Below are 24,513 nucleotides of genomic sequence, written 5' to 3'. Positions count from 1 at the left end.
TTCATGGCCCCGTGGCCGCCGACGGATCCCTCACAGGTGGTGGCGGCCACGCCGTTGTCCAGAGCGTGCCGGCCCCGCCCCCGCCCCCGGCCGTGGGCACCGGAGGGTGGAGGCAGGTCCCGTGCCGGGGCCCGTAGCCGGAAGGAATGGAGAACATCATGAACGAGCAGGACGAACAGGTCGACCCCGGAGGCCACACCAGGGCCGGCGGCCCGGAGGACGCCGCGGAAATCGGCTCCGGGTCGGGAAGCGGTGAGGAGGGGATCGCCACCGCTGAATTTGCCATCGTGGCCCTGGCCGCCGTGGGGTTTGCCGGGTTGTTGGTGAGCATCCTCAGCAGCGGGGGTGTCCGTGAGCTGCTGATGGGCCTGGTGCGTCAGGCCCTGTCCTTCTAGGACCGGTGGTGATCGTCAATCACCAGCGAGGCAGCAGCACGGCGGAGTTCGCCGTGCTGCTGCCGGTGGTGGCCGCCTTCCTGGCCCTGGTCCTGGGGGTGGGTGTCTGCGGCAGCACCCAGGTCAGGGTGGAACAGGCGGCCCGGGCGGCAGCCAGGGAACTGGCCCGGGGTGAACCTGCCGCCCACGCCGTGGACACCGGACATCGTCTGGCGGGGGAGGGCGCCTCCGTCCGGATCGGATCCGCGGGCCGGTATCGGAAGGTGGAGGTCACCCGCACGATCACGCTGCCCTGGCTCTCCGACCGGGAGTTCCTGGTGCTCAGCGCGCAGGCCCAGGCGCGAACCGAGGCCGACCCGGGCGGGCCGGTGGGCCACGATGGTCGCTGAACCGCGACCCGTGGGGGTCTGCGTCCGCTGCCCTGCAGGATCCGAGCGCGGTTCCGGGACACTGCTGGTCGTGGCCCTGGTCGCCGGCCTCGCCTTCTGCCTGGTGGTGGTCCTGTCCGTGTCCGCGGTGGCCACCGCGGCCGGTCGGGCGGCCAGCGCCGCCGATCTGGCGGCATTGGCCGCGGCCGACGCGGCCCGCGGCCTGGCCCCGGGTGAACCGTGCACCGTCGCTGCCCAGACGGCCGCCCGGAACGGGGCCGGCCTGGCCCAATGCCACAGGTCAGGGACCGGAGGAGTCGTCGTCGACGTCCGGACCAACATCCCGCTCGGGCCGGGGCTTTCCTGGCTGGCCCCGCTGGGGGTGGAAGCCACGGGTCGTTCCAGGGCCGGTCCCCCCACGACCGCCTGGACCCCTCCGGGGTGATCAGGCAGTCATGAAGCGTGCCGCAGCAACAGCCCCAGCAAGGCGATGGCTCCTGCCTTGTCCAAGGGGTTGTTGCGATTGCCGCATTTGGGGGACTGGACGCAGGAGGGGCATCCTGCGTCGCACTCACAGGCGCTGATGGCCTCCCGGGTGGCCCGTAGCCAGACGGTGACCTGCTCGAAGGCCCGCTCGACGAAACCGGCGCCGCCGGGATGTCCGTCATAGACGAAGATGGTGGGCATCCCGGTGTCCACGTGCAATGCAGTGGAGACCCCGCCGATATCCCACCGGTCGCTGGTGGCCACCAGCGGGAGCATGCCGATGCCCGCGTGTTCGGCGGCGTGCAAGGCCCCGGGGGCGGCATCGGGAAGGATTCCCGCCGCCGCCATCTCGCGTTCGGGCACGGTGAACCAGATGGCCTTGGTGAACAGGTCCCGGGCCTCGAGTTCCAGGGGCTCTTCTCCGAGGATCTCGTTGGAGACCAACGCCTTGCGTTGGAAGGAGACCACTTGCGTGGTCACCTTCACCTCGCCGAAGTGCACCTGGACCGGGCCCCAATCCAGGGTGCGCAGGACCTCGAGGACCCCGATGGTGGTGATGTCCCGGGCCTGGGTGTAGAAATCAGGGGTGGCCCGCTGGACCAGCACGCAGTGGTCCTGCTCATTGAGCTCCTCCACCACATAGGTGGTTCCTTGATGCACATAGACCGCCCCGGTATGGGCCTGGTATTGGGTCTGTGGGGACCCCATGGTTCCCAGCAGGGCGCCGGTGGCGGCATCGATGATGTTCATCGGGCCACCGCCGTCCGCCCGCAGGTTCACCATCGAGGCGGCGTTCTCCGGGTGGGTCCAGAACCAGCCCGACGGGCGTCGGCGCAGGTACCCGCGGTCCACCAGCGAATCCAACAGTCCGGCCGCGCTCGCGCCGAACAGTTCCACCTCCTCGGTGCGCAGCGGCTGCTCGGCCGCCGCAGAACACAGGTGGGGGCCCAACACGTAGGGGTTGGACGGATCGAAGACGGTGGCTTCGACCGAAGTCTCGAAAATGGCTTCCGGGTGGTGGACCAGATACGTATCCAGCGGGTCGTCGCTGGCGACGAATGTGGCCAGCGCATCCTGGCCCGCCCGGCCGGCGCGGCCGATCTGCTGGAAGAACGAGGCCCGGGTCCCCGGCCAACCCGCCACCAGCACCGCATCCAAACCGGCGACGTCGATGCCCAATTCCAGTGCCGAGGTCGACGCGATCCCGAGCAGTTCACCGGTACGCAGCTGGGTTTCCAGGTCCCGGCGTTCCTCGGGCAGGTAGCCGGAACGGTAGGCGGCAATACGGCCGGGCAGCGACGGGTGGACCTCGTCGACCAGACGGCGGGCGATGCTGGAGATGGTCTCCGCCCCCCGCCGCGATTTGATGAACGCGATGGTACGGACCTGACCGCTGACCAGATGGGCCAACAGCCCGGCGGTCTCGGCGATGACCGTGCGGCGGACCGGGGCACCGTTCTCCCCCCGCCCCTCCAGCAGAGGGGGTTCCCAGAGCGCCACCGCGGTCTGGCCGTGGGGGGAGAAATCGACGGTGACCTCCCGGGCCTCGGCCCCGATGAGTCGTCCGAAGGACTCGGCGGGATCGGCGCTGGTGGCCGAGGCCCCGATGAACACGGGGTCGGCACCGTAGTGGGCGCAGATCCGGCGCAGACGCCGCAGCAGGTTGGCCACATGGGAGCCGAAGACCCCCCGGTAGCTGTGGGCTTCGTCGATGACGACGTAGCTGAGCCGGCGGAAGAACCGGGCCCACCCCGGATGGTTGGGCAGGATCCCGAAATGCAGCATGTCCGGGTTGGTCAACACGAGATTGGCATGATCGCGGATCCACCGGCGTTCGCCGGGGTCGGTGTCCCCGTCGTAGCTGGCGACCTTCACCGTGGGCAACCCCAAGCCGATCAGTGCGGAACGCTGGTCTGCGGCCAGCGCCTTGGTGGGGGAGAGGTAGAGCACCACCGAACCGGTGGTCCGCAGGCTGACCGTCTGGTCCAGCTCTGCCCGGTGGATCGCGTCCAGGGCAGGCAACTGGTAGGAAAGGGACTTGCCGGAGGCCGTGCCCGTGGCAACGATCGTGTGATGGCCCTCGTGGGCACTGTGGGCCGCTTGCACCTGGTGCAACCAGGGAGTCTGGACGCCGCACCGTTCGAAGGCTTCCACGACCTCCGGATGCGCCCACTGCGGCCACGGACCATGGACGGCTTCGCGGGCCGGGATGACGTGCAGATGCGTCAAGGCCTCGGGGGAATCGCCATGGCCCAGTTGCTCGATCAGTGCGTTGGGTTCTCTCACCGCATCAGTGTGGCATCACTGACCGACGGAACGGGGACCGGAGATGATTAGTCCTTCTTGCCCTCGAGGGTGACGATGCTGCCGATGGGGGTCCAGCCGAGGTAGTGGTACAACGCCTGCCCGTCGGTGGAGGCCACCAGCAGACCCTCTTCGACGTCATGCTCCAGGGCGAGGGCGACCAGTGCGCGCATCACCAGGCTGCCGAGCCCACGGCGGCGGAAGTCATCGGCCGTGATGATCCGGTCGAAGACGGCGTATTCGTCGACCATTGCGACGTGCCCACTGGCGGCAACGACGTCGGGGTCGTCCTCCAGGTGGATGGAGACGTAGGCGTGCTTGCCATCGCGTTCGGTCTCGATGGTGAAGCCCTCGGCGGGGCGGGGCGACTCCACGTCGTGTCCCGAGATGTCGGCGACCATCAGGGCCTCATCCGAGGTGACCACGCCCAAGCCGGCGGCCAGGGCCGCCTCGGTGACACTGAGGGAATCGCCGGTGACGATCGTCAGCCGGCGGGCAGGGTGTTTGTTCAGCGTCTCGCTGACCGCCACGAGCTCCTCGGAGGTGGGGTCGTTGATGATGTATTCCCAGTCCCCGCTCGTGTCATGGCGCAGGGCGGCATGGACCCGGCCCTCGGTACGGCTTTCATAACCGCGGGCACCGACCCAGCCGGTGACCCAGACGCCAATCAATTTGTCAGTTGCAGTCGATCCCATGCTCCAGACAATACCCGGTGCCGCGATCCACTGCAGAGTCGGGAGGGCATTTTCGGCACTTCGGTAGCGAATTGTTAACGACGGCGACCACCGCATGGACCGCTGGCGTCGGCGCGGGTGGGCGCGGCCCCGGGCCCGACGCGCTCCGAGGACGATGGCCGCCTTATCCTTGAAGGATGGCCCAGCACCGCATCGCCCTCTTCTACGTCTTCAAGCCGTTGCCCGATCCCGAGGCCATCCGCCTGTGGCAGCGTTCACTCCTGGAACAATGGCAACTGCGCGGGCGCATCCTCATTTCCCCCGACGGGATCAACGGAACCGTGGGCGGGGAGATCCGTGCGGTGAAGCAATACCTGAAGGCCACCCGCGAATACCCGGCCTTCCACGGCCTGGATGTGAAGTGGAGCGAGGGTGGCGCCGAGGACTTTCCGCGGATCTCGGTCAAGGTCCGTCAGGAGATCGTCTCATTCGGGGCCCCGGGCGAATTATCGGTCACCGACGACGGGGTGCAGGGCGGCGGCCGGCATCTGAACCCCCGCCAGCTGCATGAACTCGTCGAAAACCGCAGGACCTCCGGGGAGGAGGTGGTCTTCTTCGATGGGCGCAATGCCTTTGAAGCGCAGATCGGCAAATTCCGCGACGCCGTGGTTCCCGACGTCCAGACCACGCGCGACTTCGTCAAGGAACTCGACTCGGGAAAATACGATGACCTCAAGGACCAGCCGGTGGTCACCTATTGCACCGGGGGCATCCGCTGCGAAGTGCTCTCGGCGTTGATGCTCAACCGGGGGTTCACGGAGGTCTACCAGCTCGAAGGCGGGATTGCGCGCTACGGCGAGCAATACGGGGACCGTGGACTGTGGGAGGGATCGCTCTACGTCTTCGACCGTCGGATGCACCTGGAATTCACTCCCGAGGCGGTGACGGTCGGACGTTGCGTGGGCTGCCAGGACCCGACGAACAAGTTCGAGAACTGCGCCACGGCCTCATGCCGGAAGTTGCGGTTGTTCTGCGCCGGGTGTGCCGCCGATGACCAACTGCGGCTATGCCCCGACTGCTATGCCTTGGGCCAGAGGCCGGCCGAGGCGTCCTCCACGACCTGATCGGCCTCTTCGGTCGCGAAGACCTCGAAGCCGCGGGCCCGGTAGTTGGCCAGGGCGGCGGGACCGTCCAGGGAACAGGTGTGGACCCAGACCCGGTGCACCGCGGCGAACCCCTCCCACCGCGTATGCAGGTCCCAGGCCCGTGCCGTCCCCTCGCTGAGCAGCACCCCACCGAGACCCCGACCGAGTTGTTCGGGGAAGAGGCCGAAGTAGATGATTTCCACGACCCCGTCGGCCGAACCACCGAGTTCGATGTACCCGGCCGGCGCGCCGTCGACCGTCAACACCCAGGTCTCGCTGCCCTCACGCTGGACTTCTGCCGCCCACTGCTGCCGGGTCAGCCCCAGCCGATCCACCCAGTTCCACGACCCGCCCACCGAGCGGTAGAGGAACTTGCTGTAGTCGGCGGTGATCCCCGGGACGCGTTCGATCCGGCACCCCCGGGGCAGCGGGCGTGCGGCAGGGGTCAGGGACCGGGCGGAAGTCATCTGCAGGGATGTCGTGGTGACCAAGGTCAAGGCTGCTCCTGGGGTTCCGGTGCGGGTCGATGCATCGGAAGCCTATCCGCCGCTAGGCTCGAACGGTGAATACCTCGGCCCCCTTCTCCGTCATCAACCATGCCCCCCATAGCAACGAGCAGGATCTGCTCGATGCCCTGGCCGACGATCTGACCCGGGCCTGCTATCACCAGGAGGCCGTGGCCACCCTCCTCGGAGACGCGTCCCACGAGGCCCTGGGGCGGGACCAGATCGTGCCGGCGAAGCTGGTGGTCGAACGGTCCCTGGGCGCCGGGGGCGCCGGGGCCCTCCCGGTGCTGGTCGGGCTGTGGTTGCTGGGGATGTCCTTCCCCGACGAGGCCCTCCAGATGGCGTTCCCGCGCACCGGTACCGCCGGGCTGTCCCGGCTTCAGCTGATCGAACCCGACGGCGAAGGATTCCGTGCCGCGGTGGATCTGCGCCCGCACGCCAGCGATGTCGTTGCGCAGACATGGATCGCCAGTGACCTCGGGGCCCACCAACGGCCCGGGCCGTTGCGGCATGACCACGTCCTGGGTGTCGGCCGCGCGTCGGCGACCCTGGCGCAGGCGGTCATCCGCCGGCCCGTGGAACGGGCACTCGAGCTGGGCACCGGATCCGGGATCCAGCTCTTCTACCTGCTCAGCCATTGCCGACGCATCGTGGCCACCGACATCTCGGATCGGGCGCTGGCCTTTGCCCGGTTCAACCTGCTGCTGAACCACCGGGTGCTCGGAGTGGACCCGGAACGACTCGAGGAGCGGGTCGGGCTTCGCCTGGGGTCCCTGCTTGAACCCGTCGCCGGGGAGGAGTTCGACCTCGTGGTCTCCAACCCGCCCTTCGTGATCACCCCCCGCTCGGCGAGCGAACGGCCCGAAGACCGGTACACCTACCGGGATGGAGGGATGCCGGGGGACTCCCTCGTCGAATCCCTGGTGCGGGACCTTCCGGACGTGCTCGCTCCCGGAGGGACGGCGCAGATGCTGGCGAACTGGGAGATCCGAACCCAGGCGGCGTCGGATGACGGCGAGAACCACGTAGATGAGATGACACCGGGTGAGGAGTCCCCTGATGCGTGGGAGGCCGGTCCTCGCTCCTGGATCCGCGAGGGCACTGAAGCGTGGTTCATCCAGCGCGATGTCACCGCACCGGAGGTCTATGCCGAAACCTGGTTGCGCGATGCCTCCCAGGGGCGTGACCAGGAGGCCCATGACGCGGCCTACCGGGATTATCTGAGGGATTTCGCCGACCGCGACGTGGCCGGGATCGGTTTCGGGATGCTCTGGCTCCGACGGCCGGCCCAGCCGGACCGGTTGCCGTTCGGCCTGCGTTTCGAAGAGATCACCCATCCCCTGGAGCAGCCCGTCGCCCCGTATCTGCAGGCGCAGATCGAGGCCACCGACTCCCTGCTGGGGCGTGACCGGGCGGAGCTGGTCCTGGTGGTCGCCGACGACGTGACCGAAGAACGCCACCAACGACCCGGCGCGCAACATCCCGGGGTCATCCTGCTGCGCCAGGGGGCCGGATTGCGACGCACCACCCTGCTCGGTTCGGCGGAGGCCGGATTCGTTTCGGCCTGCGACGGAGAATTCAGCGCCGGCGTGCTGGCCCAGGCCGTGGCCTCCCTCGTGGAAGGGGACGAACGGGAGACCGCGGCGAACCTACTGGCCAGTGTTGATCGACTCGTTACCCAGGGGTTCGTCACCGAAGTGCGAAACAAAGGCTAAACTTTTTCCGTATGACTCAGAACACATCCGGAGAAGAGCCGCCCGTTGAGGCGAAGTTCCGGCGACAGGCCCAGAAACCGGTGGTCATCGGCGACCCGCAGGCCATCCGTGCGTTGGCCCACGAGGCCCGGTTGGAGGTCCTCGAAGAGCTGTTTGCCTCGCAGTCCACCCGCACCGCGACCGAACTTGCCTCGCGCTGCAACCTGACGCCCAGCGCCATGAGCTACCATCTGCGGGCCCTGGAGAAGTACGGCTACGTCGAACGTGCAGCCAGCGAGGGCGATGGCCGGGAACGCCGTTGGAAGGCGGCGGGGGACCAGTTGGTGGTCGGATCCTTCAACGACTCGACGGCAGCCAAGAATTCCTTCCTCAACGTCCAGCTCAACGCCTTCCGCGAGCGGCTCAGCGTGGAGATCAACCGTCGCGATGAGGAACGCAAGGCAGGAATCGAACCTTCCCCGAACCGACCACCGGTCCTGACGACCGGCATGGTGTTCCTGCGCAAGGAATTGCAGGAGGAGTTCGCCCAGAGGGTCTACGGGCTGGTGGACGAATACGAGGCCCTGGCGCAACCGGATGAGCGCGGGGTGGAAGGCGAACGCATCTACTACATGCTCTCCTTCCTCCCCGAGGCACCTGCCACCGATTCCTGACCCGCGCAACGCGGCGTTGACCACACCGGGAGGTCCTGGCTTGCGGTTGGTGTGCCCGAAGCGGCTAACCTAGTGCAGAATGAGCAGGTGCGCCCCCAACGGCGTGCCGTCAGCGGCAAATAGGAGTGTTGTGCCCCCCAAGGCCAAGGAAAAAACCGGCAAGAAGCTCGTGATCGTCGAGTCACCGGCCAAGAGCAAGTCGATCGCCAAGTATCTGGGCGATGGCTTCATCGTCGATGCCTCGGTCGGTCATATCCGGGATCTTCCCCAACCCTCGGAGCTGCCGGCGGAACTGAAGAAGTCCTCGGTCGGCAAGTTCGCCGTCGATCTGGAGAACGACTTCGAGCCCTATTACGTGGTCTATCCGGACAAGAAGAAGAAGGTCTCGGAACTCAAGGCCGAACTCAAGGATGCCGACGAACTCTATCTGGCCACCGATGCGGACCGCGAAGGCGAAGCCATCGCGTGGCACCTGTTGCAGGTCCTCAAACCCAAGGTCCCCGTCTACCGTCTGGCCTTCACCGAAATCACCCGCGAAGGTATCGCCCGGGCCATGGAGAACGTCCGTGAACTCGATACCGATCTGGTGGACGCCCAGGAGACCCGTCGGGTCCTGGACCGGATCTACGGATACGAGATCTCACCCGTCCTGTGGCGCAAGGTGGCCCGCGGTCTCTCCGCGGGGCGTGTGCAATCGGTGGCCACCCGGCTGGTCGTCGAACGTGAACGCGAACGCATGGCCTTCCGCTCCGCCTCCTACTGGGATCTGGCCGGGGAATTCGCGACCACAGCGGGAGAGTCCTTCCGCGCCAAGCTCGTGGCCGTCGACGGGGGCCGCGTGGCCGCCGGCCGTGACTTCGATGACCGGGGTGGACTGAAGACCCCGAAATCCGGCACCGCAGTCGTCCACCTGGACGAAGCAGCGGCGACCTCGCTGGCCGCTGGCCTGCAGGATAGCGATTTCGCCGTCACCAGTGTCGACACCAAGCCCTATACCCGCCGCCCGGCGGCCCCGTTCACCACCTCGACGCTGCAGCAGGAGGCCTCGCGCAAACTGCGGTGGTCCTCGAAGTCGACCATGCAGGTCGCCCAGCGCCTGTACGAAAACGGCTACATCACCTATATGCGTACCGACTCGGTGTTCCTCTCCAACGAGGCCGTCTCGGCGGCCCGGAAACAGGCCGCCGAACTCTATGGGCAGGAATCGGTGCCCTCGAAGCCGCGGATGTACAAGGCCAAATCCGATAGCGCCCAGGAGGCCCACGAGGCCATCCGGCCCTCCGGTGACGCCTTCCGCCGCCCCCGGGACGTGAAATCCCAGTTGGGGGCCGACGAATTCCGGCTCTACGAACTGATCTGGAAGCGCACGGTCGCCTCGCAGATGGCCGACGCCAAGGGCTCGACCGCTTCGGTCCGGCTGGCCGGGGAAGCCACCGACGGCCGCCGCGCTGAATTCTCCGCCTCCGGCACGGTCATCACCTTCCGCGGTTTCATGGCCGCCTATGAAGAAGGCAAGGACGTCTCGGCCGCCGAGGAAGCCGAGAAGGATGCCGAGCGCCGGCTGCCGCAGCTGGCCCAGGGCGACGCCCTGGTGGGCACGGATGTCACGGCCTCCGGCCACGAAACCACCCCTCCGCCGCGCTACACCGAGGCATCGATCATCGCCGAACTCGAAGAGCGGGAGATCGGCAGGCCCTCGACCTTCGCCCCCACGATTTCGACCATCATGGATCGCGGATACGTCAGCAAACGCGGTGGCGCCCTGGTGCCGAGCTGGATCGCCTTCTCGGTGATCCGCCTGCTGGAGGAACACTTCGCCCAGTACGTCGACTACGGATTCACCGCACGGTTGGAGGACGACCTCGATGAGATCGCCGCAGGACATCTGGCTCGCTCGGCGTGGCTGAAGGACTTCTACTTCGGTGACGGGGAGGAAAAGGGTCTGCAGGGCCTGGTCGAGAACCTCGGCGACATCGACGCCCGGGCCATCAACTCGATCGACATCGCCCCGGGCATCGTGTTGCGGGTGGGCAAATACGGCCCCTATCTGGAACGTCCCGCCCCGGCCGGCTCCCCGGAAGGCACCGACCCCGAACGGGCGAACGTCCCCGAGGATCTGGCCCCCGATGAGCTCACCGCCGAGAAGGCGACCTACCTGATGGACAATGCCGGGCCCTCGGAGCGCCCGCTGGGCATCGATCCGGAGACCGGACGCGAAATCGTGGCCAAGGACGGGAGATACGGACCCTTCGTTTCCGAGGTGATCGTCCCGCCGACCGAGGAGGAGCTGGCCGCCAGGCCGGTCGAATACTACAAGAACGGCAAGCCCAAGCCCCCGAAGAAGCCGGAGAAGATCAAGCCGCGCACCGGTTCGCTGTTCAAGTCGATGTCCCTGGAGACCATCACCCTCGAGGAGGCCTTGAAGCTGCTTTCCCTGCCTCGGGTGCTCGGGACCGATGCCGAAGGCGCGGAGATCACCGTGCAGAACGGTCGCTTCGGGCCGTATTTGAAGAAGGGCTCCGACTCGCGTTCCATCGGGACCGAGGAAGAGATCTTCAGCATCACGCTGGAACAGGCACTGGAGATCTACTCCCAGCCCAAGCAGCGTGGTGGCCGCGCCGCGACCCCGCCCTTGGCGGAATTCGGGGACGACCCGGTGTCCGAGAAGCCGATCATCGTCAAGGAGGGCCGCTTCGGGGCCTACATCACCGATGGGGCCACCAATATCACGGTTCCGCGCGGGACCGCGATCGAGGACCTGACCCGCGAGCAGGCAGTGGAGCTGCTGGCGGACAAGCGCGCCAAGGGTCCGGTCAAGCGGGCTGGCAAGGCCCCGGCCAAGCGCCCGGCAGCCAAGAAGAAGAAGTAGCGCAGGCGGGGTCAGAGATGCGACTGGGTGTCCTCGATATCGGTTCGAACACGGTTCATCTGTTGTTGATCGATGCCTACCCGGGGGCCCGGCCCACGGCCTTCGCCTCGCATAAGCGGCCGCTGTCCCTGGTGGCCTACCTCGATGAGGACGGGGCGATCACCGAGGACGGCCAACGCGAGCTGCTTGACTTCGTCCACGAGGCCTCCTTGTTCGCCACCCGTCACCGGGCCGAGGACCTGCTGGCGTTCTGCACCTCGGCGATCCGCAGTGCCAGCAACGGTCCCGCCGTCTTGGACCGGGTGGTGCAGGAAACCGGGATCCAGCTGGCGGAGCTCTCCGGCGAGCAGGAATCGGGGATGACCTACCATGCGGTCCGTCGCTGGTTCGGGTGGAGCTCGGAAAGGATCCTGGACCTGGACATCGGCGGTGGGTCGTTTGAAATGGCCTACGGGACCGACGAGTTTCCCGAACTGGCCCTTTCGGTCCCTCTGGGTGCCGGCAGGTTGACCCGTGACTGGTTGCCCGGGGACCCGCCCCGCACCTCCGATGTGAAGGCGCTGCGGGCCCACGTCAAGGAGACCTTGGCCGAACCGCTGGCGCTGATCGCCGAGCATCCGAAGCCGACCCTGGTCACCGGGACGTCCAAGACCTTCAGGTCCCTGGCCCGGATCACCGGGGCCGCCCCGAGCGCCGAAGGGATCCATGTCAAACGGGTCCTGCGCCTGGATGACCTGAAACTCTGGACCCGCCGGCTTGAAGCCATGACGACCCTCGAACGCACCGAGCTGCCCGGGGTATCCGAAGTGCGCGCACCGCAGATGCTCGCCGGGGCCATCGTGGCCTCCGTGGCGATGAACACGCTGGGGGTGAAATCCCTGCGCATCTGCCCCTGGGCGCTGCGTGAGGGGCTGATCCTGCGCCGCTTCGACCATTTGATCTTTGACGGACCTTTACCACTGGGGAGTAGCGTGGGAGTTGGCCACGTCGAACTCGGCCAACTGCCGGGATTGCCCACCGTGGGCGCGGTCGATTGAAAAGAGGGAGCCAGGCAATGTCGAAGGATCCGATCCAGGTGGGGTTGTCCAGCGCGTCGGTGTTCCCGCTGAACGTCCACGATGCCTTCGCGGTCTCGCATGATCTGGGCTACGACGGCGTCGAGGTGCTGGTCACCGGAAACCATCTCTCGCAGGACCCCCGCAAGCTGCACGAACTCAGTACCCGTTACGATCAACCGATCCTGGCGATCCACGCCCCCACGCTGCTGTTGACCCAGCAGGTCTGGGGTGACGCCTGGTCGAAGATCGAGATGTCGGCCGCGATGGCCCGTGATGTGGGCTGCGACATCGTCGTCGTCCACCCCCCGTTCCGCTGGCAGGGGGGCTATGCCACCGGTTTTGCCGACGGGGTCAAGAAGATCATGGACGATTACGGGGTCCGCATCGCCGTGGAGAACATGTATCCCTGGCGGGCCCGCGGTCGTGAAGCCAAGATGTACCTTCCGCACTGGAACCCCGTGCCGCAACCCTACGAATACGTCACCTGGGACTTCTCCCATGCCGCCATCGCGAACGTGGACTCGTTGGAGTCCATCAAGGCGCTGGGGAGCCGGCTGAGCCACGTCCACCTCTGCGACGGGGTCGACAACGGCAAGGACGAACACCTGGTCCCCGGACGGGGCACCCAGCCGGTCGCGGAATCGTTGCAGTTCCTGCGCGACAGCGAATGGGACGGCCACGTCGTCGTGGAGGTATCGACCCGCAAGGCCAAGGGAGCCGGAGGGCGCGAGGAATGGCTCGCCGAGACCCTGCGCTTTGCCCGGAAGCACTTGGAAGCGGTCGACCCCCCCGCCGGCACCAACGAGGCAGGCGATGCCGGGAACACCTCGGATTCCTCCACGCTGCGTTCCTGAGCGGACCACCGGGCCGCTGCCCGGCCGATCGCCGACGAACCGTCAGGGACTACGCCCGCCGGAGCCCCGTGGAAGAATGGTTCCATGGCATCTTCGAAACACACTCCTGACACCACGTCGACCGGCCGGCGTCTGGCCTTCATCGGCACCGGCAACATGAACGGGGCGATCCTCCGCGGCATCCTCGCCGGTGGCTTCGACCCCCGATCCATCACCGCCACGGTGCGTGGCAGCGAAAAAGCGGAGCGTTTGGCCGCCGACACCGGGGTGCGCTCCCTCGCCACCACCGTGGACGAGACCGCCAACCAGCAGGCGGTCGCCGCGGCGGACATCGTCTTCGTCGGGGTCAAACCGGTCGGGATCCAGGACGCCTGCCGCGATATCGCCGCCTCCCTCCCGGCGCAGGCCGTCGTCGTCAGCGTGGCCGCAGCGGTCACCATCTCCATGATCGAAGAGGCCCTGCCGCAGGGACAGCCGGTCGTGCGCGCCATGCCGAACACCCCGATGACCGTCGGCAAGGGCGTCGTGGCCCTGGCCGGGGGCACCTCGACCGGCGAGAAGGACCTTGAAGCGGTGTCCGCGCTGCTCTCCGAGACCGGCATGGTGCGGATCGTCTCCGAAGACCAGATCGACGCCGTCTCGGCAGTGAGCGGTTCCGGACCCGCCTACGCGTTCTACCTGGCCGAGGCGATGGCCGCCGCGGGTGAGGAGCTGGGGCTGGAAGCCGGGTTGGCCCGGGATCTGGCGCGGGCCACGGTGGCCGGCGCCGGGGTCATGCTCGACGAGCCCGACGCCGATCCCTCCGCGCTGCGCACCGCCGTCACCAGCCCCGGGGGAACCACCCAGGCGGCCTTGGAGGGCTTCGACGCCGCCGGCGTGCGGGCCGGTATCGGCTCCGGGGTCAAGGCGGCCACCGAACGGGCCGCGGAGATCACCCGCGAACTGGCCGGATAGCCCGCCGGCCGGCCCTACGGTCGGGAGGCGAACCGCTCGAGCAGGTCCACGTGTCCCGACACGATGAGGATGTCCCGCCGCGTGACCTTGGTATCGGGTTGGGCGTAGGTGAAATCCTCGCCGGGGGATTTCACCCCGACGATGGTCACGCCGTATTTGGACCTGACCTGGGATTCGCCCAACGTGAAGCCCTGGGTCTCCGTCGGGGGATACATCTTCACGATCGCGAACCCGTCGTCGAACTCGATGAAGTCCAGCATGCGCCCGCCCACCAGGTGGGCCGCGCGGACCCCGGCGTCGGCTTCCGGGTAGACGACGTGGTTGGCGCCGATCCGCGAGAGGATCTTGCCGTGCGATGGGGTGATCGCCTTGACCCAGAGGTGCTCGACGCCCAGATCGACCAGGTTCACGGTGATCAGCACGGAGGACTCGATCGAGGTGCCCACCCCGACCACCGCCGAGTTGAAATCCTGGGCGCCGAGTTGGCGCAAGGCATCGACGTTGGTGGCATCGGCCTCCACCACATGGGTGAGCGTGCCGGCCCACTTCTGCACCAGATCCTGGTTCCGCTCGATCGCCAGGACCTCCCGGCCCTGGCGCACCAGCTGATTGGCCACCGCCGCGCCGAAGCGGCCCAGACCGATGACCAGCACCGGGGCATTATGTTTCGACGAGTTCTCAGCCAATGATCGGCCTCTCTTCGGGGTAGTGGTACAGCTGGTTGCGTTGGCGCAGGCTCAGTGCCGTCGCCAGTGTAATGGTGCCCACGCGTCCGGCAAACATCAGCGCGGAGAGGACATACTTGCCCTCGGGAGGGAGCTCGGCCGCAAGATTGGTGCTCAGCCCCACCGTGCCGAACGCGGAAATCGAATCGAAGAGGACCCGATCCAACGGTTCATCACTGATGGACAGGATCACCCCGGTGCCCACGCTGACCAGGGTGGCCCCCAGGACGGTGACGGAGATCGCCACACGCATGGTGCTCTCGGGGATGCGGCGTCCGAAGGCCTTGATGTCCTTATCGCCCCGGGCCTCGGCCACGATGGCCAGGAACATCACCGCGATCGTGGTGACCTTGATGCCCCCTGCCGTGGACGCCGAACCCCCGCCGGCGAACATCAACGCGTCGGTGAGCAGCAGGGTGGAGGATTCGAGCTGGTTCTGGTCCACCAGGGAAAAACCCGTGGAACGGGTCATCGCCGAGGCGAAGAACGAGTGGATGAGCTTATCGGACAGGCTCATCCCGCCGATGGTCTGCGGGTTGTTCCACTCCATGAGACCCCAGCTGAGGCTGCCCACCAGCAGCAGGATGCCCGACACCACGACGGTGAGTTTGGTGTGGAGGTTCCATTTGCGGAATTTGCTGCGGAAGACGATCAGCACCATGAGGGCCGGGAAACCCAAGGACCCGATGATGGCCCCGACGGTGATGGGGACCAGGACCCACAAATCGGTTTCGTAGGGGACCAGGCCATCGGAGTGCGGGGTGAATCCGGCGCTGTTGAAGGCCGAGATGGCGTAGAAGATCCCATGCCAGATGGCTTGGCCGATGGACTCGCCCAACACCAGGAAACGCGGGGCCAGGGCCAATGCCAGCAGCGCCTCGATGGTCACCGAGGTGGTGATGACCACCCGGAGCAAGGTGCCGACCTCACCGAGGCGCCCGACGTTTTGGATGTTCATGGCCTCCTGGGCGCGCAGCTTGCCGCGTACCCCCAGCCGCTTGCTCACCGCCAGGGACAGCAGTGAGGCCAGGGTCAGGATGCCCAGCCCGCCGATGAAGATGCCCACGATGATGACCACTTGGCCGAAGAAGGACCAGTGCACCGCGGTGGATACCACGGTCAGCCCGGTCACGCAGACGGCCGAGGTGGCCGTGAAGAGGGCATCGTGGAGCGGGGTGAATTCCCCGGTGGAGGAGGCCACCGGCAAGGACAGCAGGGTCGTGAACAGGGCGATGACCAGAAGGAACACACCGATAGCCAGCCGGGCCGGCGACGTCGCTGCGACGGTGTCGACGAAGTCTCGCACCCCGTGGAGGATACGCGGTACGGCGTTCCCCCAGCTGAGCGGGGTGGATGATGGTGTGGAGGACATGGTCGCGGGCTGCTCCGGGAAACGATGGCTCCGGGCGTTTCCCGGCACTGTCCACAGTAGAGTACCCGTGCGCGGCACGGTGGTGGACACCCGCCGCGGCGGAGACATCCACCCGCGAAAGGCGGATATCGCGTAGCCTGAGCCCGTGAGCTTGAGTACACCGCCGTCACCGCCGACCGAGGTCCTCTGGAGCGAGGAGCTGATGTCCTACCGCTTCAGCGAAAGTCATCCGATGCATCCCTCGCGTCTGGATCTGACGATGCGCCTGGTCGAGGGGCTGGGGATCCTGGAGCGCAGGAACATCTCGCTGCTTGCACCGGAGGTCGCCACCGACGAGGAACTGGCCCTGGTGCACGACCCGGAGTACATCTCCGCCGTCCGGTACGCCGGGGAACATCCGGACGAGATCAACGAGGAACGCGGGCTGGGCACCGAGGACACCCCGGCCTTCGCCGATATCCACGCGGCCAGTGCCCGCTTGGCGGGCGGGTCGCTGCAGGCAGCCGACGCCGTATTGGCCGAACGGGCCCTGCACGTGGTCAACTTTGCCGGCGGCATGCACCATGCCTCCCGCGGCAAGGCCAGCGGATTCTGCGTCTACAACGATGCCGCGCTGGCCGTCCAACGGCTTCTGGACGGTGGAACGCAGCGGGTCGCCTATATCGATGTCGATGCCCACCACGGGGACGGAACCCAATCGATCTTCTGGGACGATCCCCGGGTACTGACCATCTCCTTGCACGAATCAGGCATGTCCCTGTTCCCCGGAACCGGGTTCGCCAACGAAACAGGAGGATCCGAGGCCATGGGCAGTGCCGTGAACGTCGCCCTGCCCGCCGGGACCACAGATGCCGGCTGGCTGCGGGCCTTCCATGCGGTCGTGCCGCAACTGGTGGCCGCCTTCGAACCCGAGGTCATCGTCAGTCAGCACGGCTGTGACGGGCACGGCGAGGATGATCTGAGCAACCTGCGGCTGAGCATCGACGGGCAGCGGCAGAATGCACTGGATATATCCGATCTGGCCCAACGCCACTGTGGCGGCCGGTGGATCGCCACCGGCGGTGGGGGATACAACCTCATCCAGGTCGTCCCCCGGGCTTGGAGCCACCTGGTGGCCATCGCCGGCGGCCGGCCCGTCCCGTTGCGTACCGAGGTGCCGGGGAGCTGGTTGGCCTACGTGAAGGAAAAATATGGTGCCACCGGTCCCGCGTTGATGAACGACGGCGTCGACCTCTGGTGGCGCTCCTGGGAAGTCGGCTACGATCCGGCGGATTTCATCGACCGGACCATCATGGCCACGCGCAAGGAGGTCTTTCCCGTCTTCGGGTTGGACCCCTGGTTTGATTGAGCGCCGCCCGGGGCGGGATGCCCGGAAGAACTTCTGCGGATAAGGTGATGGAATGACCTTCGACGATGTCTTTTCCGTCCTGGCAGATCCGACCCGGCGCAGGATCCTCGAAGCCCTGCGCGAAGAGGAGAACTCCGTCGGTGACCTCGTGCAGCTTCTTGAAGTATCCCAGCCGACCGTATCCAAGCATCTGAAGGTCCTGCGCGAAGCCGGGGTGCTGCGCATGCGGGCCGACGGCCAGCGGCGGATCTATTCCGTCGAACCCGGGGCATTGCACCGGGCCGCCACCTGGTTGGCCGCCTTCCCCGGCCACCCCGGCACCGAAGCGGCGGTGACCGGGCTCACGGGCGCAGAGTACAAGAAGGACATGGCATTCGGCAATGCCCGCGACGCGGCGGGTAGCGGTGACGGCACCGACGAGGAAGCGACGGTTCGGGCCCTGGAGGTGGCAGCTTCCTACCGCGCCGCCCAACAGCGCGAACAGGATGGGCTTCCGACGGTTGACGCGACGGACCTCGAGCACGAAAACCCCGCCATCCCGGGCTCCGGGAATGCTCCGCAGCAGCTGGGCCGGACCGTGGGGCGGACCGTCGAACAGGTCACCGGCCGGGCCCAGGATCTGCTGGAAAGGCTGCAGAAACCGAAGTTCGGGCGACGCCGCTAGGGGCGGTGGACGGGCCGTTCCACGTTACGGGCGATTCACGGATTTTTTACGATCGGTTGGGTTCGATGCCCTCCGACGTGTCATTGTTCTTCTCGGAGCGCCGACGCTCACCACCCCCCCATGGGTGCCGTCGCGCCCACCTCTCAGTTCTTGAAGGAGTACCCCTTGGATCAGAATCTGCTCGATATCCGGGAAGACGTTTTCCACCGCAACCAGGGTGAATCCGAATTCCACCAGGCCGTGACCGAGGTGTTCGAAAGCCTCAACACCGTCATCGGCCGGCACCCCGAATACGCCGACGCCGCCATCCTGCAACGCATGTGCGAGCCCGAGCGCCAGATCATCTTCCGGGTCCCCTGGGTGGACGATGAGAGCAAGGTGCAGATCAACCGCGGCTTCCGTGTCGAATTCAACTCGGCGCTGGGCCCGTATAAGGGTGGACTGCGGTTCCATCCTTCGGTCTACCTGGGCACCGTTAAGTTCCTGGGCTTCGAGCAGGTATTCAAGAACGCACTGACCGGCATGCCGATCGGCGGCGGCAAGGGCGGCTCCGATTTCGACCCGCGCGGCAAGTCCGACGGTGAGGTCATGCGCTTTTGCCAGTCCTTCATGACCGAGCTGTACCGCCACATCGGCGAATACACCGACGTCCCGGCCGGAGACATCGGCGTGGGTGGCCGGGAGATCGGCTTCCTCTTCGGCCAGTACAAGCGCATCACCAACCGCTATGAATCGGGCGTCCTGACCGGCAAGGGCATGGGCTGGGGCGGTTCGCTGCTGCGTCCCGAAGCCACCGGCTACGGGGCCGTGCTGTTCGCCCAGGAGATGCTCAAGACTCGTGGCTCCAGCCTGGACGGGCAGCGGATGGTCGTCTCCGGCTCCGGCAACGTGGCCATCAACGCCATCGCCAAGGCGCAATCCCTGGGGGCCACCGCCGTGGCGGCCTCGGATTCCAGCGGATACATCGTCGACGAAGCCGGCATCGACGTGGAGCTGTTGCGCGAGATCAAGGAAGTCGAGCGCGGCAGGATCAGTGACTACGCGGATCGACGCGGCGGGAACGTGAAATACGTCGAGGGCGGCTGCGTCTGGGATGTGGACGCCACCGTCGTGCTGCCCGCCGCCACGCAGAACGAACTCGAGGCCAAGGATGCCAAGCGACTGGTGGAAACCGGCGTCCTGGCCGTCGCCGAGGGTGCGAACATGCCCTGCACCGCCGATGCGATCGCCATCTTCCAGGAAGCCGGGGTGCTCTTCGGCCCGGGCAAGGCAGCCAACGCCGGCGGAGTGGCGACCTCGGCCCTGGAGATGCAGCAGAATGCCAGCCGTGACTCCTGGAGTTTCGGGCATACCGAACGCCGGCTCGAAGAGATCATGGTCGGCATCCACACCACCTGTGCCACGACGGCCGATGCCTACGGTAAGCCGGGGAACTACGTGGCCGGGGCCAATATCGCCGGGTTCATGAAGGTCGCCGACGCGATGCTCGCCCTGGGAGTCATCTAGGGGCCTTGGACCGGACTGGACGGGCCGGCGATGTCCCGGGCACCGCGGTGTCCGGGACATCGTTGCGTCCGGGGTGTTTACATGGGGGGATGGAGAACACCGAAGCACTCGCCGCCCACCGCATCGACCCCGAGGCGCTCGAGCAGGACGACATCGACACCTACCGCCTGCTCGCCGGGGACATCGCCTCGGGGGCCGCAGTGGTGGCCACCCGCCGTTATGGCCGGGACATCGCCGCGACGGTCACCGGATTCCTGGACGTCTCCTACGATCCGCCCACCATGCTGGTCAGCCTCTACGCGGACGGACGCATCGGGGAGGCGGTCTCCGAGTCCGAAGGCTGGACGCTGTCGCTGTTGAACGGGGAGCACCAGGGGATCGCGAACTGGTTGGCCAGCCCCGCCAATCCCGTCCATGGCCTGTTGAGCCAGGTCCCCTTCCGGCGCGCCCCGGTCAGTGGGGCCGCAGTGATCGAGGGGGCCATCTCCTGGTTCGAGCTGAGGACGACGGCGGTGCACGAGGTGGCGACACATCTGGTGGTCGCCGGGGAGGTCGTCGCGATGGGCACCACCGACGACGACGCCGGCGCGAACGATCCACTGATCCACTTCTCCCGTGAATACCGCCATTTGCGGCGCTGACCGGCACCAGGGCTCCGAGGCGCCTGCTTCGCGCTGTCCGGGGCCTGGTCGGGGGGAACACCGGAGGGCCGGGTTGCTGCGACGGGTTTCACAATCGCATCACCAGCCACTAGTGTGGTCTGCTAGATGGTACTGCGTACGGGTTTTTCCACGCGATGCCTTGCTGGGGTGTTCCTTTATCATCCGAACCAGGAGAATATTGCCGATGGCCGACGCTAAGAACTTTTCGAATGCGCGCTTCATGACGGTGGCGGAAGTCGCCGAGATGATGCGTGTGTCGAAAATGACTGTGTATCGCCTGGTGCATGCGGGAGACCTTCCGGCAGTTCGCTTCGGTCGTTCCTACCGCGTGCCGGAGACCGCCGTCGAGGACTACCTGAAAACCGCGCGTGTGGACGGGACGTCGGAGACCGCCTGAGGGCGTGGTCCGCACGGTCGCCTTGGGCAAGGTAAACTAGTAGGGAACATTTAACGTCCGCGATGGTTGCTGCCTGCTCCCCGCGTGGTCGTCAGCAGAAATCAATCATTAGTCTGTGAGGAACCAAATGGGCTCAGTTATCAAGAAGCGCCGCAAGCGGATGGCCAAGAAGAAGCACCGTAAACTGCTTCGTAAGACGCGCCACCAGCGTCGCAACAAGAAGTAGCACGCGGCGGGACAGGATCCCGCCCCTGATGCTTGACGGCGGGGTTCCACCTTCGGGTGGGGCCCCGCCGTCGTCATGTCCGGGCCTTGCCGGAGGCAGGGCCCGCCCCACCCGGCTCCTAGGGGCGGAAGCGTCGGCGCATCATCCGCAGGCCGCGCCAGAGCCCGTAGACGGCGCCCGAGACGGTGGCCGCCCGGATGCCGATCGTTGCCGCATGCCGTCCACGGCGGAAGTCATATACGGGCCAGTTGTGGGCCAGGGCGTGGCGGCGCAGGCGTACATCCGGGTTGATGGCCACCGGATGTCCGACGACGGTCAGCAGCGGCACGTCGTTATAGGAATCGCTGTAGGCCCAGCTGGTCGAAAGATCCAGGCCTTCGCGGGCCGCCAGCTCGGTCACGGCGGTGGCCTTGGCCGGGCCATGCAGGATCTCGCCGACCAGCCGGCCCGTATAGACCCCCTCGTGTTGGTCCACCACGGTGCCCAGCGCACCGGAAAGGCCGAGCTTGTCGGCGATCACCTCGGCCACTTCCAAGGGGGTGGCGGTGACCAGCCACACCGGCCGGCCTCCGTCCAGATGCGCCTGGGCCAGCGCCCGGGTCCCGGGCCAGATCCGGCTGGCAATGAATTCGTCGTAGATCTCGTCGCCCAGGGCGCTCATGTCATCGACCAGGATGCCGGCGGCCAGGGCCAGCGCCTGGTCCTTGATCCGGTGGACCTGCGCGAGGTCCTCGCCGCGCACCATGAAGCTGATCTGCTGCACGCCCATCCACAGGGCGTGGCGCAGGCTGAACGCCCCCCGGCTATACATCTTCCGGGCCACGGCGAACAGACTGGCCCCGCGCATCATGGTGTTGTCGACGTCGAAGAAGGCGGCGGCATGCCCGGGGGATGGTGGGGCTGCCGGTACATGGGCGGCTCGGGGCTGCTCTGGCATCTGGATAGTCTATCCACCGAGACGGGCCACGCGAGCGGTGCCGTGCGTCACGGGGAGGATCGTTTCTGCCCGGCCGCGGGGGAGTAACGGTAGGTTTGGAGTATGGATTCTTCGCTTCAACCACCCCGGGTCAGGCTCTTGAGCCGGACCGGATGCCACCTCTGCGGGGCCGCCCGCGCCACCGTCCAGACGGTGACGGCACGGCATGGAGTCGCGTGGGACGAGGTCCTCATCGATGACGATCCGGCCCTGATGCAGCAATTCGGCGAAGAGGTGCCGGTGCTGTTGGTGGATGGGGTGCAACGCGATTTCTGGGTCATTGATGCGGATCGGCTCGAGAAGTTGATCAGTGCGTGAATCCGATGGAAAAGGCACTTCCCGAGGCGACGCTGAGTCGCATGACCGGCTATCTGCGCGCCCTGGAGGCCATGCGTGAGGTCGGTCGCCCGACGATCTCCTCGGAGGTCCTGGCCGCCGCCGCCGGAGTGAATTCCGCGATCCTGCGCAAGGACCTCTCGCTGTTGGGGACCTTCGGGACCCGGGGCGTCGGGTATCGGATCGAGGTGTTGGCCGAGACCATTTCCGAGACCCTGGGGTTGGAACGGGATTGGCGGGTCGGCATCCTCGGTGCCGGCAACCTGGGCCGCGCCTTGGCCGGCTATGCCGGTTTCCGTGAAGGCGGGTTCAGCATCCAAGCGGTCTTCGACATCGCCGAAACCGTCATTGGCGATGCCGTGGGCGGGCTGGCGGTCCGTCCGGTGGGTGAACTGGCTGCGGCCACGGCCGAACTGGGGTTGAACATGGCCGTGCTGGCCGTCCCCGGACCGGCGGCCCAGGAACTCTGCGACCGGGTCGTCGGTGCCGGGATCACCAACATCCTCAGTTTCGCCCCGGTGATCCTCCAGGTTCCCGAGGGCATCCACATGCGCCGGGTGGACATGGCCCGGGAACTGCAGATCCTGGCCTACCACGCAGGCTTCGGGGCGGGCCGCCCGGCAGACCAGGACTGAGGGCTGCTAGCGGAAGCCGCCCCGCTTACGCTGGGCCATCGCCTTGACGTAGTTCGAGGAGGGCGTCAGCCAGGCCAGGACGATGCCGGCCACGCCGAGCAGGATCACCAGGAGCGAGATCGGATCCGACGGGGTGAACAACCCGAACAGGGAGATCGCCGCTAGGACGGTGCCGGTGATGCGGGCCCCGTTGCTGCCCTTGCGGATGAAGCTGGCGATCAGCGCGTAGACCCCGGCCACGACCACCATCATGATCAGGACGACGACCTTCAGGGCGCTGATCATCGATTCGAGGTCGATCCCGGCGTCGTCGAGCTGCTGCTGGGTCTCGGGACCCTGCTGCGCGATGGCTTCGCGGATGGCCTCAACGACCATGGCGTTCGGCAGGAAGATCAGGATCAGCGCCTGCACCAGGGTGATGATCCCGGCGCCAATGATCAACCAGAATGCCGCCTTGAGCTGTTTCGGGGGTGCCGGCCGCGTGCCGGGAGTTCCCCCGAAGCCCGCTGCCCCACCGTCCGGCTGCTGGCCGTAACCGTAGCCATAGGGGGAGGGGGCGGGATTCGCATGGCCCTGTCCCACCGGGGGCAGGTTCGGCTGACCGGGCTGGCCGTAGCCCGGAGGCAGGCCCGCCCCCGGCTGCCCGGAGGAACCGGGGCCCTGGGTGCCCTGGCCGTACTGGCCCGGCTGGCCCGGAGGGTTCTGGCCGTATTGGGGGGACCCGGTGGCGTCGGCCCCGGTCTCGGGCAGGCGTTGTCCGAACTGCGGGGGACCGGGAACCGGGGGAGTGGTGCCGTCGTTGGTGGCATCCGGGTCCTGCTGCGGGTCCTCGGGGGTGGGGGTGCTCATCGTCTGTCCTCCATTGGTGTTGCGTACGGTGGGCCCAGCTCCCAGACTAATGCGCCCGACCCCTGTCGGGGCATCATCACGAAGGCTGACACTATGCGCCCGCGAGGGATGCATGAAGTGGATCACCGTCCTCCTTTTAGGCGACGCCGCAAAGGTTTGAGACACTAGATGCATGCCTGTCGCCACCGTCCACCTGCTCCGCCATGGGGAGGTCCACAACCCGGACAAGGTGCTCTATGGCCGGTTGCCCGGATTCCGCCTCTCCGATCTCGGCCGCACCATGGCGGATCGTGCCGCGGAGTACTTCGTGGCCCAGCGCGACGCCGGCGCGTCAATCGTGCATCTGGCGGCCTCGCCACTGGTCAGGGCCCAGGAAACGGCCGAGCCGACGTCCAAGGCCCTGGGCCTGCAGATCGCCACCGATGATCGACTGATCGAAGGCGGAAACCATTTCGAGGGACTCTCCGGAGTCAAGGGGCAGCTGCGCAACCCGCGGCACTGGCCCTACCTCATCAACCCGTTGCGTCCGTCCTGGGGGGAGCCCTACCGGGTCCAGGTCGAGCGCATGATGGCCGCGGTGAAGGATCACCGCGACCGGGCCGTTTCACTCGGCGGCCCCGGAGCCCAAGCCGTGCTGGTCAGCCACCAGCTACCCATTTGGGTGACGCGCCTGGCCGCCGAAAACAAGCACCTGTGGCATGACCCCCGGAAGCGGCAATGCACGCTCACGTCGGTCACCAGCCTGGATTTTGAGGGGGAACGGCTCGTTGCCGTTCGTTATACCGAACCCTGCGCTGACCTGCTGGCCAACGCGGCTAACATCCCCGGAGCCTGAA

At 66.9% G+C, this 24,513-nt stretch carries 26 protein-coding genes; 19 read left to right on the top strand and 7 right to left on the bottom strand.

The window, feature by feature from the left end; all coding sequences use genetic code 11:
- Positions 1–158 precede the first annotated feature (158 nt).
- Genes ACT3S6_RS01490 through ACT3S6_RS01480 form a run of 3 tightly spaced genes read left to right on the top strand, consistent with a single transcriptional unit; the run spans position 159 to position 1,208 of the window.
- A complete protein-coding gene (locus ACT3S6_RS01490; protein WP_444553382.1) occupies positions 159–395 on the top strand; it encodes a DUF4244 domain-containing protein in 237 nt (78 codons plus the stop codon).
- Positions 396–403: 8 nt separating this feature from the next.
- Positions 404–784: a TadE family type IV pilus minor pilin gene (locus ACT3S6_RS01485; RefSeq protein ID WP_444553381.1), complete on the top strand. Its 381-nt coding sequence runs from the start codon at positions 404–406 to the stop codon at positions 782–784.
- Positions 774–1,208, top strand: a complete 435-nt coding sequence (locus ACT3S6_RS01480; protein ID WP_444553380.1) for an Rv3654c family TadE-like protein — start codon at positions 774–776, stop codon at positions 1,206–1,208. Before ACT3S6_RS01485 ends, ACT3S6_RS01480 begins: the two co-directional genes overlap by 11 nt.
- Positions 1,209–1,216: 8 nt before the next feature.
- Here ACT3S6_RS01480 and ACT3S6_RS01475 read toward each other — a convergent pair whose 3' ends face one another.
- Positions 1,217–3,535, bottom strand: coding sequence for a DEAD/DEAH box helicase (locus ACT3S6_RS01475; RefSeq protein ID WP_444553379.1), 2,319 nt, complete (start codon positions 3,533–3,535; stop codon positions 1,217–1,219).
- 47 nt (positions 3,536–3,582) lie between these two features.
- On the bottom strand, positions 3,583–4,248 hold the full coding sequence (locus ACT3S6_RS01470; RefSeq protein ID WP_444553378.1) for a GNAT family N-acetyltransferase: 666 nt from the start codon (positions 4,246–4,248) through the stop codon (positions 3,583–3,585).
- Between the two features lie 176 nt (positions 4,249–4,424).
- On the opposite strand from ACT3S6_RS01470, the gene trhO reads away from it, so the two are divergent.
- Positions 4,425–5,351: an oxygen-dependent tRNA uridine(34) hydroxylase TrhO gene (gene trhO, locus ACT3S6_RS01465; RefSeq protein ID WP_444553377.1), complete on the top strand. Its 927-nt coding sequence runs from the start codon at positions 4,425–4,427 to the stop codon at positions 5,349–5,351.
- On the opposite strand, the gene ACT3S6_RS01460 is transcribed toward trhO, so the two are convergent.
- Positions 5,306–5,869 (bottom strand): GNAT family N-acetyltransferase, encoded by a 564-nt coding sequence (locus tag ACT3S6_RS01460; RefSeq protein WP_444553376.1) that lies wholly within the window; start codon positions 5,867–5,869, stop codon positions 5,306–5,308. The two genes, trhO and ACT3S6_RS01460, sit on opposite strands and share 46 nt — an antisense overlap.
- A 65-nt stretch (positions 5,870–5,934) precedes the next feature.
- Here ACT3S6_RS01460 and ACT3S6_RS01455 point away from each other — a divergent pair, with 65 nt between their 5' ends.
- The 6 genes from ACT3S6_RS01455 to proC all read left to right on the top strand — a co-directional run bounded on the left by ACT3S6_RS01455 (position 5,935) and on the right by proC (position 13,981).
- A complete protein-coding gene (locus ACT3S6_RS01455; RefSeq protein ID WP_444553375.1) occupies positions 5,935–7,593 on the top strand; it encodes a DUF7059 domain-containing protein in 1,659 nt (552 codons plus the stop codon).
- A gap of 11 nt (positions 7,594–7,604) precedes the next feature.
- Positions 7,605–8,246: an ArsR/SmtB family transcription factor gene (locus tag ACT3S6_RS01450; RefSeq protein WP_444553374.1), complete on the top strand. Its 642-nt coding sequence runs from the start codon at positions 7,605–7,607 to the stop codon at positions 8,244–8,246.
- Between the two features lie 130 nt (positions 8,247–8,376).
- On the top strand, positions 8,377–11,115 hold the full coding sequence (gene topA, locus ACT3S6_RS01445; RefSeq protein WP_444553373.1) for a type I DNA topoisomerase: 2,739 nt from the start codon (positions 8,377–8,379) through the stop codon (positions 11,113–11,115).
- A 17-nt stretch (positions 11,116–11,132) separates the two neighbouring features.
- Positions 11,133–12,152, top strand: a complete 1,020-nt coding sequence (locus tag ACT3S6_RS01440; RefSeq protein ID WP_444553372.1) for a Ppx/GppA phosphatase family protein — start codon at positions 11,133–11,135, stop codon at positions 12,150–12,152.
- A 17-nt stretch (positions 12,153–12,169) separates the two neighbouring features.
- Positions 12,170–13,027: a sugar phosphate isomerase/epimerase family protein gene (locus ACT3S6_RS01435; protein WP_444553371.1), complete on the top strand. Its 858-nt coding sequence runs from the start codon at positions 12,170–12,172 to the stop codon at positions 13,025–13,027.
- Positions 13,028–13,111: 84 nt separating this feature from the next.
- Entirely contained in the window at positions 13,112–13,981 is an 870-nt protein-coding gene (proC, locus tag ACT3S6_RS01430; protein WP_444553370.1) for a pyrroline-5-carboxylate reductase, read from the top strand.
- 14 nt (positions 13,982–13,995) lie between these two features.
- On the opposite strand, the gene ACT3S6_RS01425 is transcribed toward proC, so the two are convergent.
- Together ACT3S6_RS01425 and ACT3S6_RS01420 are read right to left on the bottom strand one after the other, a co-directional pair.
- Positions 13,996–14,634 (bottom strand): potassium channel family protein, encoded by a 639-nt coding sequence (locus tag ACT3S6_RS01425; RefSeq protein ID WP_444553429.1) that lies wholly within the window; start codon positions 14,632–14,634, stop codon positions 13,996–13,998.
- Between the two features lie 25 nt (positions 14,635–14,659).
- Positions 14,660–16,078 (bottom strand): TrkH family potassium uptake protein, encoded by a 1,419-nt coding sequence (locus tag ACT3S6_RS01420; RefSeq protein WP_444553369.1) that lies wholly within the window; start codon positions 16,076–16,078, stop codon positions 14,660–14,662.
- A gap of 202 nt (positions 16,079–16,280) precedes the next feature.
- Between ACT3S6_RS01420 and ACT3S6_RS01415 the strand changes: the two genes are divergently transcribed.
- From ACT3S6_RS01415 to ACT3S6_RS01390, 6 genes are all read left to right on the top strand, one after another.
- Complete coding sequence (locus tag ACT3S6_RS01415; RefSeq protein WP_444553428.1) at positions 16,281–17,426, top strand: acetoin utilization protein AcuC; 1,146 nt, start codon at positions 16,281–16,283, stop codon at positions 17,424–17,426.
- Positions 17,427–17,478: 52 nt separating this feature from the next.
- Positions 17,479–18,090 (top strand): ArsR/SmtB family transcription factor, encoded by a 612-nt coding sequence (locus ACT3S6_RS01410; protein ID WP_444553368.1) that lies wholly within the window; start codon positions 17,479–17,481, stop codon positions 18,088–18,090.
- Between the two features lie 165 nt (positions 18,091–18,255).
- On the top strand, positions 18,256–19,596 hold the full coding sequence (gene gdhA, locus ACT3S6_RS01405; protein ID WP_444553367.1) for an NADP-specific glutamate dehydrogenase: 1,341 nt from the start codon (positions 18,256–18,258) through the stop codon (positions 19,594–19,596).
- Between the two features lie 89 nt (positions 19,597–19,685).
- Positions 19,686–20,237 (top strand): flavin reductase family protein, encoded by a 552-nt coding sequence (locus tag ACT3S6_RS01400; protein ID WP_444553366.1) that lies wholly within the window; start codon positions 19,686–19,688, stop codon positions 20,235–20,237.
- A 205-nt stretch (positions 20,238–20,442) separates the two neighbouring features.
- Positions 20,443–20,655 (top strand): helix-turn-helix domain-containing protein, encoded by a 213-nt coding sequence (locus tag ACT3S6_RS01395; RefSeq protein ID WP_444553365.1) that lies wholly within the window; start codon positions 20,443–20,445, stop codon positions 20,653–20,655.
- Positions 20,656–20,782: 127 nt separating this feature from the next.
- A complete protein-coding gene (locus ACT3S6_RS01390; protein WP_003792170.1) occupies positions 20,783–20,881 on the top strand; it encodes a 30S ribosomal protein bS22 in 99 nt (32 codons plus the stop codon).
- 118 nt (positions 20,882–20,999) lie between these two features.
- Here the strand turns inward: ACT3S6_RS01390 and ACT3S6_RS01385 are convergent, their stop codons facing one another.
- A complete protein-coding gene (locus tag ACT3S6_RS01385) occupies positions 21,000–21,818 on the bottom strand; it encodes an HAD family hydrolase (protein WP_444553364.1) in 819 nt (272 codons plus the stop codon).
- Positions 21,819–21,920: 102 nt separating this feature from the next.
- On the opposite strand from ACT3S6_RS01385, the gene ACT3S6_RS01380 reads away from it, so the two are divergent.
- Together ACT3S6_RS01380 and ACT3S6_RS01375 are read left to right on the top strand one after the other, a co-directional pair.
- Positions 21,921–22,175, top strand: coding sequence for a glutaredoxin family protein (locus ACT3S6_RS01380; RefSeq protein ID WP_444553363.1), 255 nt, complete (start codon positions 21,921–21,923; stop codon positions 22,173–22,175).
- 5 nt (positions 22,176–22,180) lie between these two features.
- Positions 22,181–22,828, top strand: coding sequence for a redox-sensing transcriptional repressor Rex (locus ACT3S6_RS01375; RefSeq protein WP_444553427.1), 648 nt, complete (start codon positions 22,181–22,183; stop codon positions 22,826–22,828).
- A gap of 6 nt (positions 22,829–22,834) precedes the next feature.
- On the opposite strand, the gene ACT3S6_RS01370 is transcribed toward ACT3S6_RS01375, so the two are convergent.
- Positions 22,835–23,677, bottom strand: a complete 843-nt coding sequence (locus tag ACT3S6_RS01370; RefSeq protein WP_444553362.1) for a hypothetical protein — start codon at positions 23,675–23,677, stop codon at positions 22,835–22,837.
- 172 nt (positions 23,678–23,849) lie between these two features.
- Between ACT3S6_RS01370 and ACT3S6_RS01365 the strand changes: the two genes are divergently transcribed.
- On the top strand, positions 23,850–24,512 hold the full coding sequence (locus ACT3S6_RS01365) for a histidine phosphatase family protein (protein WP_444553361.1): 663 nt from the start codon (positions 23,850–23,852) through the stop codon (positions 24,510–24,512).
- Position 24,513: the final 1 nt, after the last annotated feature.

Source organism: Arthrobacter sp. AOP36-C1-22, from assembly GCF_052377515.1.
Classification (GTDB): domain Bacteria; phylum Actinomycetota; class Actinomycetes; order Actinomycetales; family Micrococcaceae; genus Arthrobacter_H.
This window is presented reverse-complemented; position numbering and strand designations above follow the sequence as displayed.

What these genes read in the sequence shown, in the direction of transcription:
- ACT3S6_RS01470 (WP_444553378.1), bottom strand. Translation starts at nt 4,248, where the DNA reads ATGGGATCGACTGCAACTGACAAATTGATTGGCGTCTGGGTCACCGGC.
- ACT3S6_RS01420 (WP_444553369.1), bottom strand. Translation starts at nt 16,078, where the DNA reads ATGTCCTCCACACCATCATCCACCCCGCTCAGCTGGGGGAACGCCGTA.
- ACT3S6_RS01380 (WP_444553363.1), top strand. Translation starts at nt 21,921, where the DNA reads ATGGATTCTTCGCTTCAACCACCCCGGGTCAGGCTCTTGAGCCGGACC.
- ACT3S6_RS01395 (WP_444553365.1), top strand. Translation starts at nt 20,443, where the DNA reads ATGGCCGACGCTAAGAACTTTTCGAATGCGCGCTTCATGACGGTGGCG.
- ACT3S6_RS01440 (WP_444553372.1), top strand. Translation starts at nt 11,133, where the DNA reads ATGCGACTGGGTGTCCTCGATATCGGTTCGAACACGGTTCATCTGTTG.
- trhO (WP_444553377.1), top strand. Translation starts at nt 4,425, where the DNA reads ATGGCCCAGCACCGCATCGCCCTCTTCTACGTCTTCAAGCCGTTGCCC.
- ACT3S6_RS01390 (WP_003792170.1), top strand. Translation starts at nt 20,783, where the DNA reads ATGGGCTCAGTTATCAAGAAGCGCCGCAAGCGGATGGCCAAGAAGAAG.
- ACT3S6_RS01375 (WP_444553427.1), top strand. Translation starts at nt 22,181, where the DNA reads ATGGAAAAGGCACTTCCCGAGGCGACGCTGAGTCGCATGACCGGCTAT.
- ACT3S6_RS01415 (WP_444553428.1), top strand. Translation starts at nt 16,281, where the DNA reads ATGTCCTACCGCTTCAGCGAAAGTCATCCGATGCATCCCTCGCGTCTG.
- ACT3S6_RS01490 (WP_444553382.1), top strand. Translation starts at nt 159, where the DNA reads ATGAACGAGCAGGACGAACAGGTCGACCCCGGAGGCCACACCAGGGCC.
- ACT3S6_RS01480 (WP_444553380.1), top strand. Translation starts at nt 774, where the DNA reads ATGGTCGCTGAACCGCGACCCGTGGGGGTCTGCGTCCGCTGCCCTGCA.
- ACT3S6_RS01365 (WP_444553361.1), top strand. Translation starts at nt 23,850, where the DNA reads ATGCCTGTCGCCACCGTCCACCTGCTCCGCCATGGGGAGGTCCACAAC.
- ACT3S6_RS01370 (WP_444553362.1), bottom strand. Translation starts at nt 23,677, where the DNA reads ATGAGCACCCCCACCCCCGAGGACCCGCAGCAGGACCCGGATGCCACC.
- proC (WP_444553370.1), top strand. Translation starts at nt 13,112, where the DNA reads ATGGCATCTTCGAAACACACTCCTGACACCACGTCGACCGGCCGGCGT.
- ACT3S6_RS01450 (WP_444553374.1), top strand. Translation starts at nt 7,605, where the DNA reads ATGACTCAGAACACATCCGGAGAAGAGCCGCCCGTTGAGGCGAAGTTC.
- ACT3S6_RS01400 (WP_444553366.1), top strand. Translation starts at nt 19,686, where the DNA reads ATGGAGAACACCGAAGCACTCGCCGCCCACCGCATCGACCCCGAGGCG.
- ACT3S6_RS01410 (WP_444553368.1), top strand. Translation starts at nt 17,479, where the DNA reads ATGACCTTCGACGATGTCTTTTCCGTCCTGGCAGATCCGACCCGGCGC.
- ACT3S6_RS01385 (WP_444553364.1), bottom strand. Translation starts at nt 21,818, where the DNA reads ATGCCAGAGCAGCCCCGAGCCGCCCATGTACCGGCAGCCCCACCATCC.
- ACT3S6_RS01435 (WP_444553371.1), top strand. Translation starts at nt 12,170, where the DNA reads ATGTCGAAGGATCCGATCCAGGTGGGGTTGTCCAGCGCGTCGGTGTTC.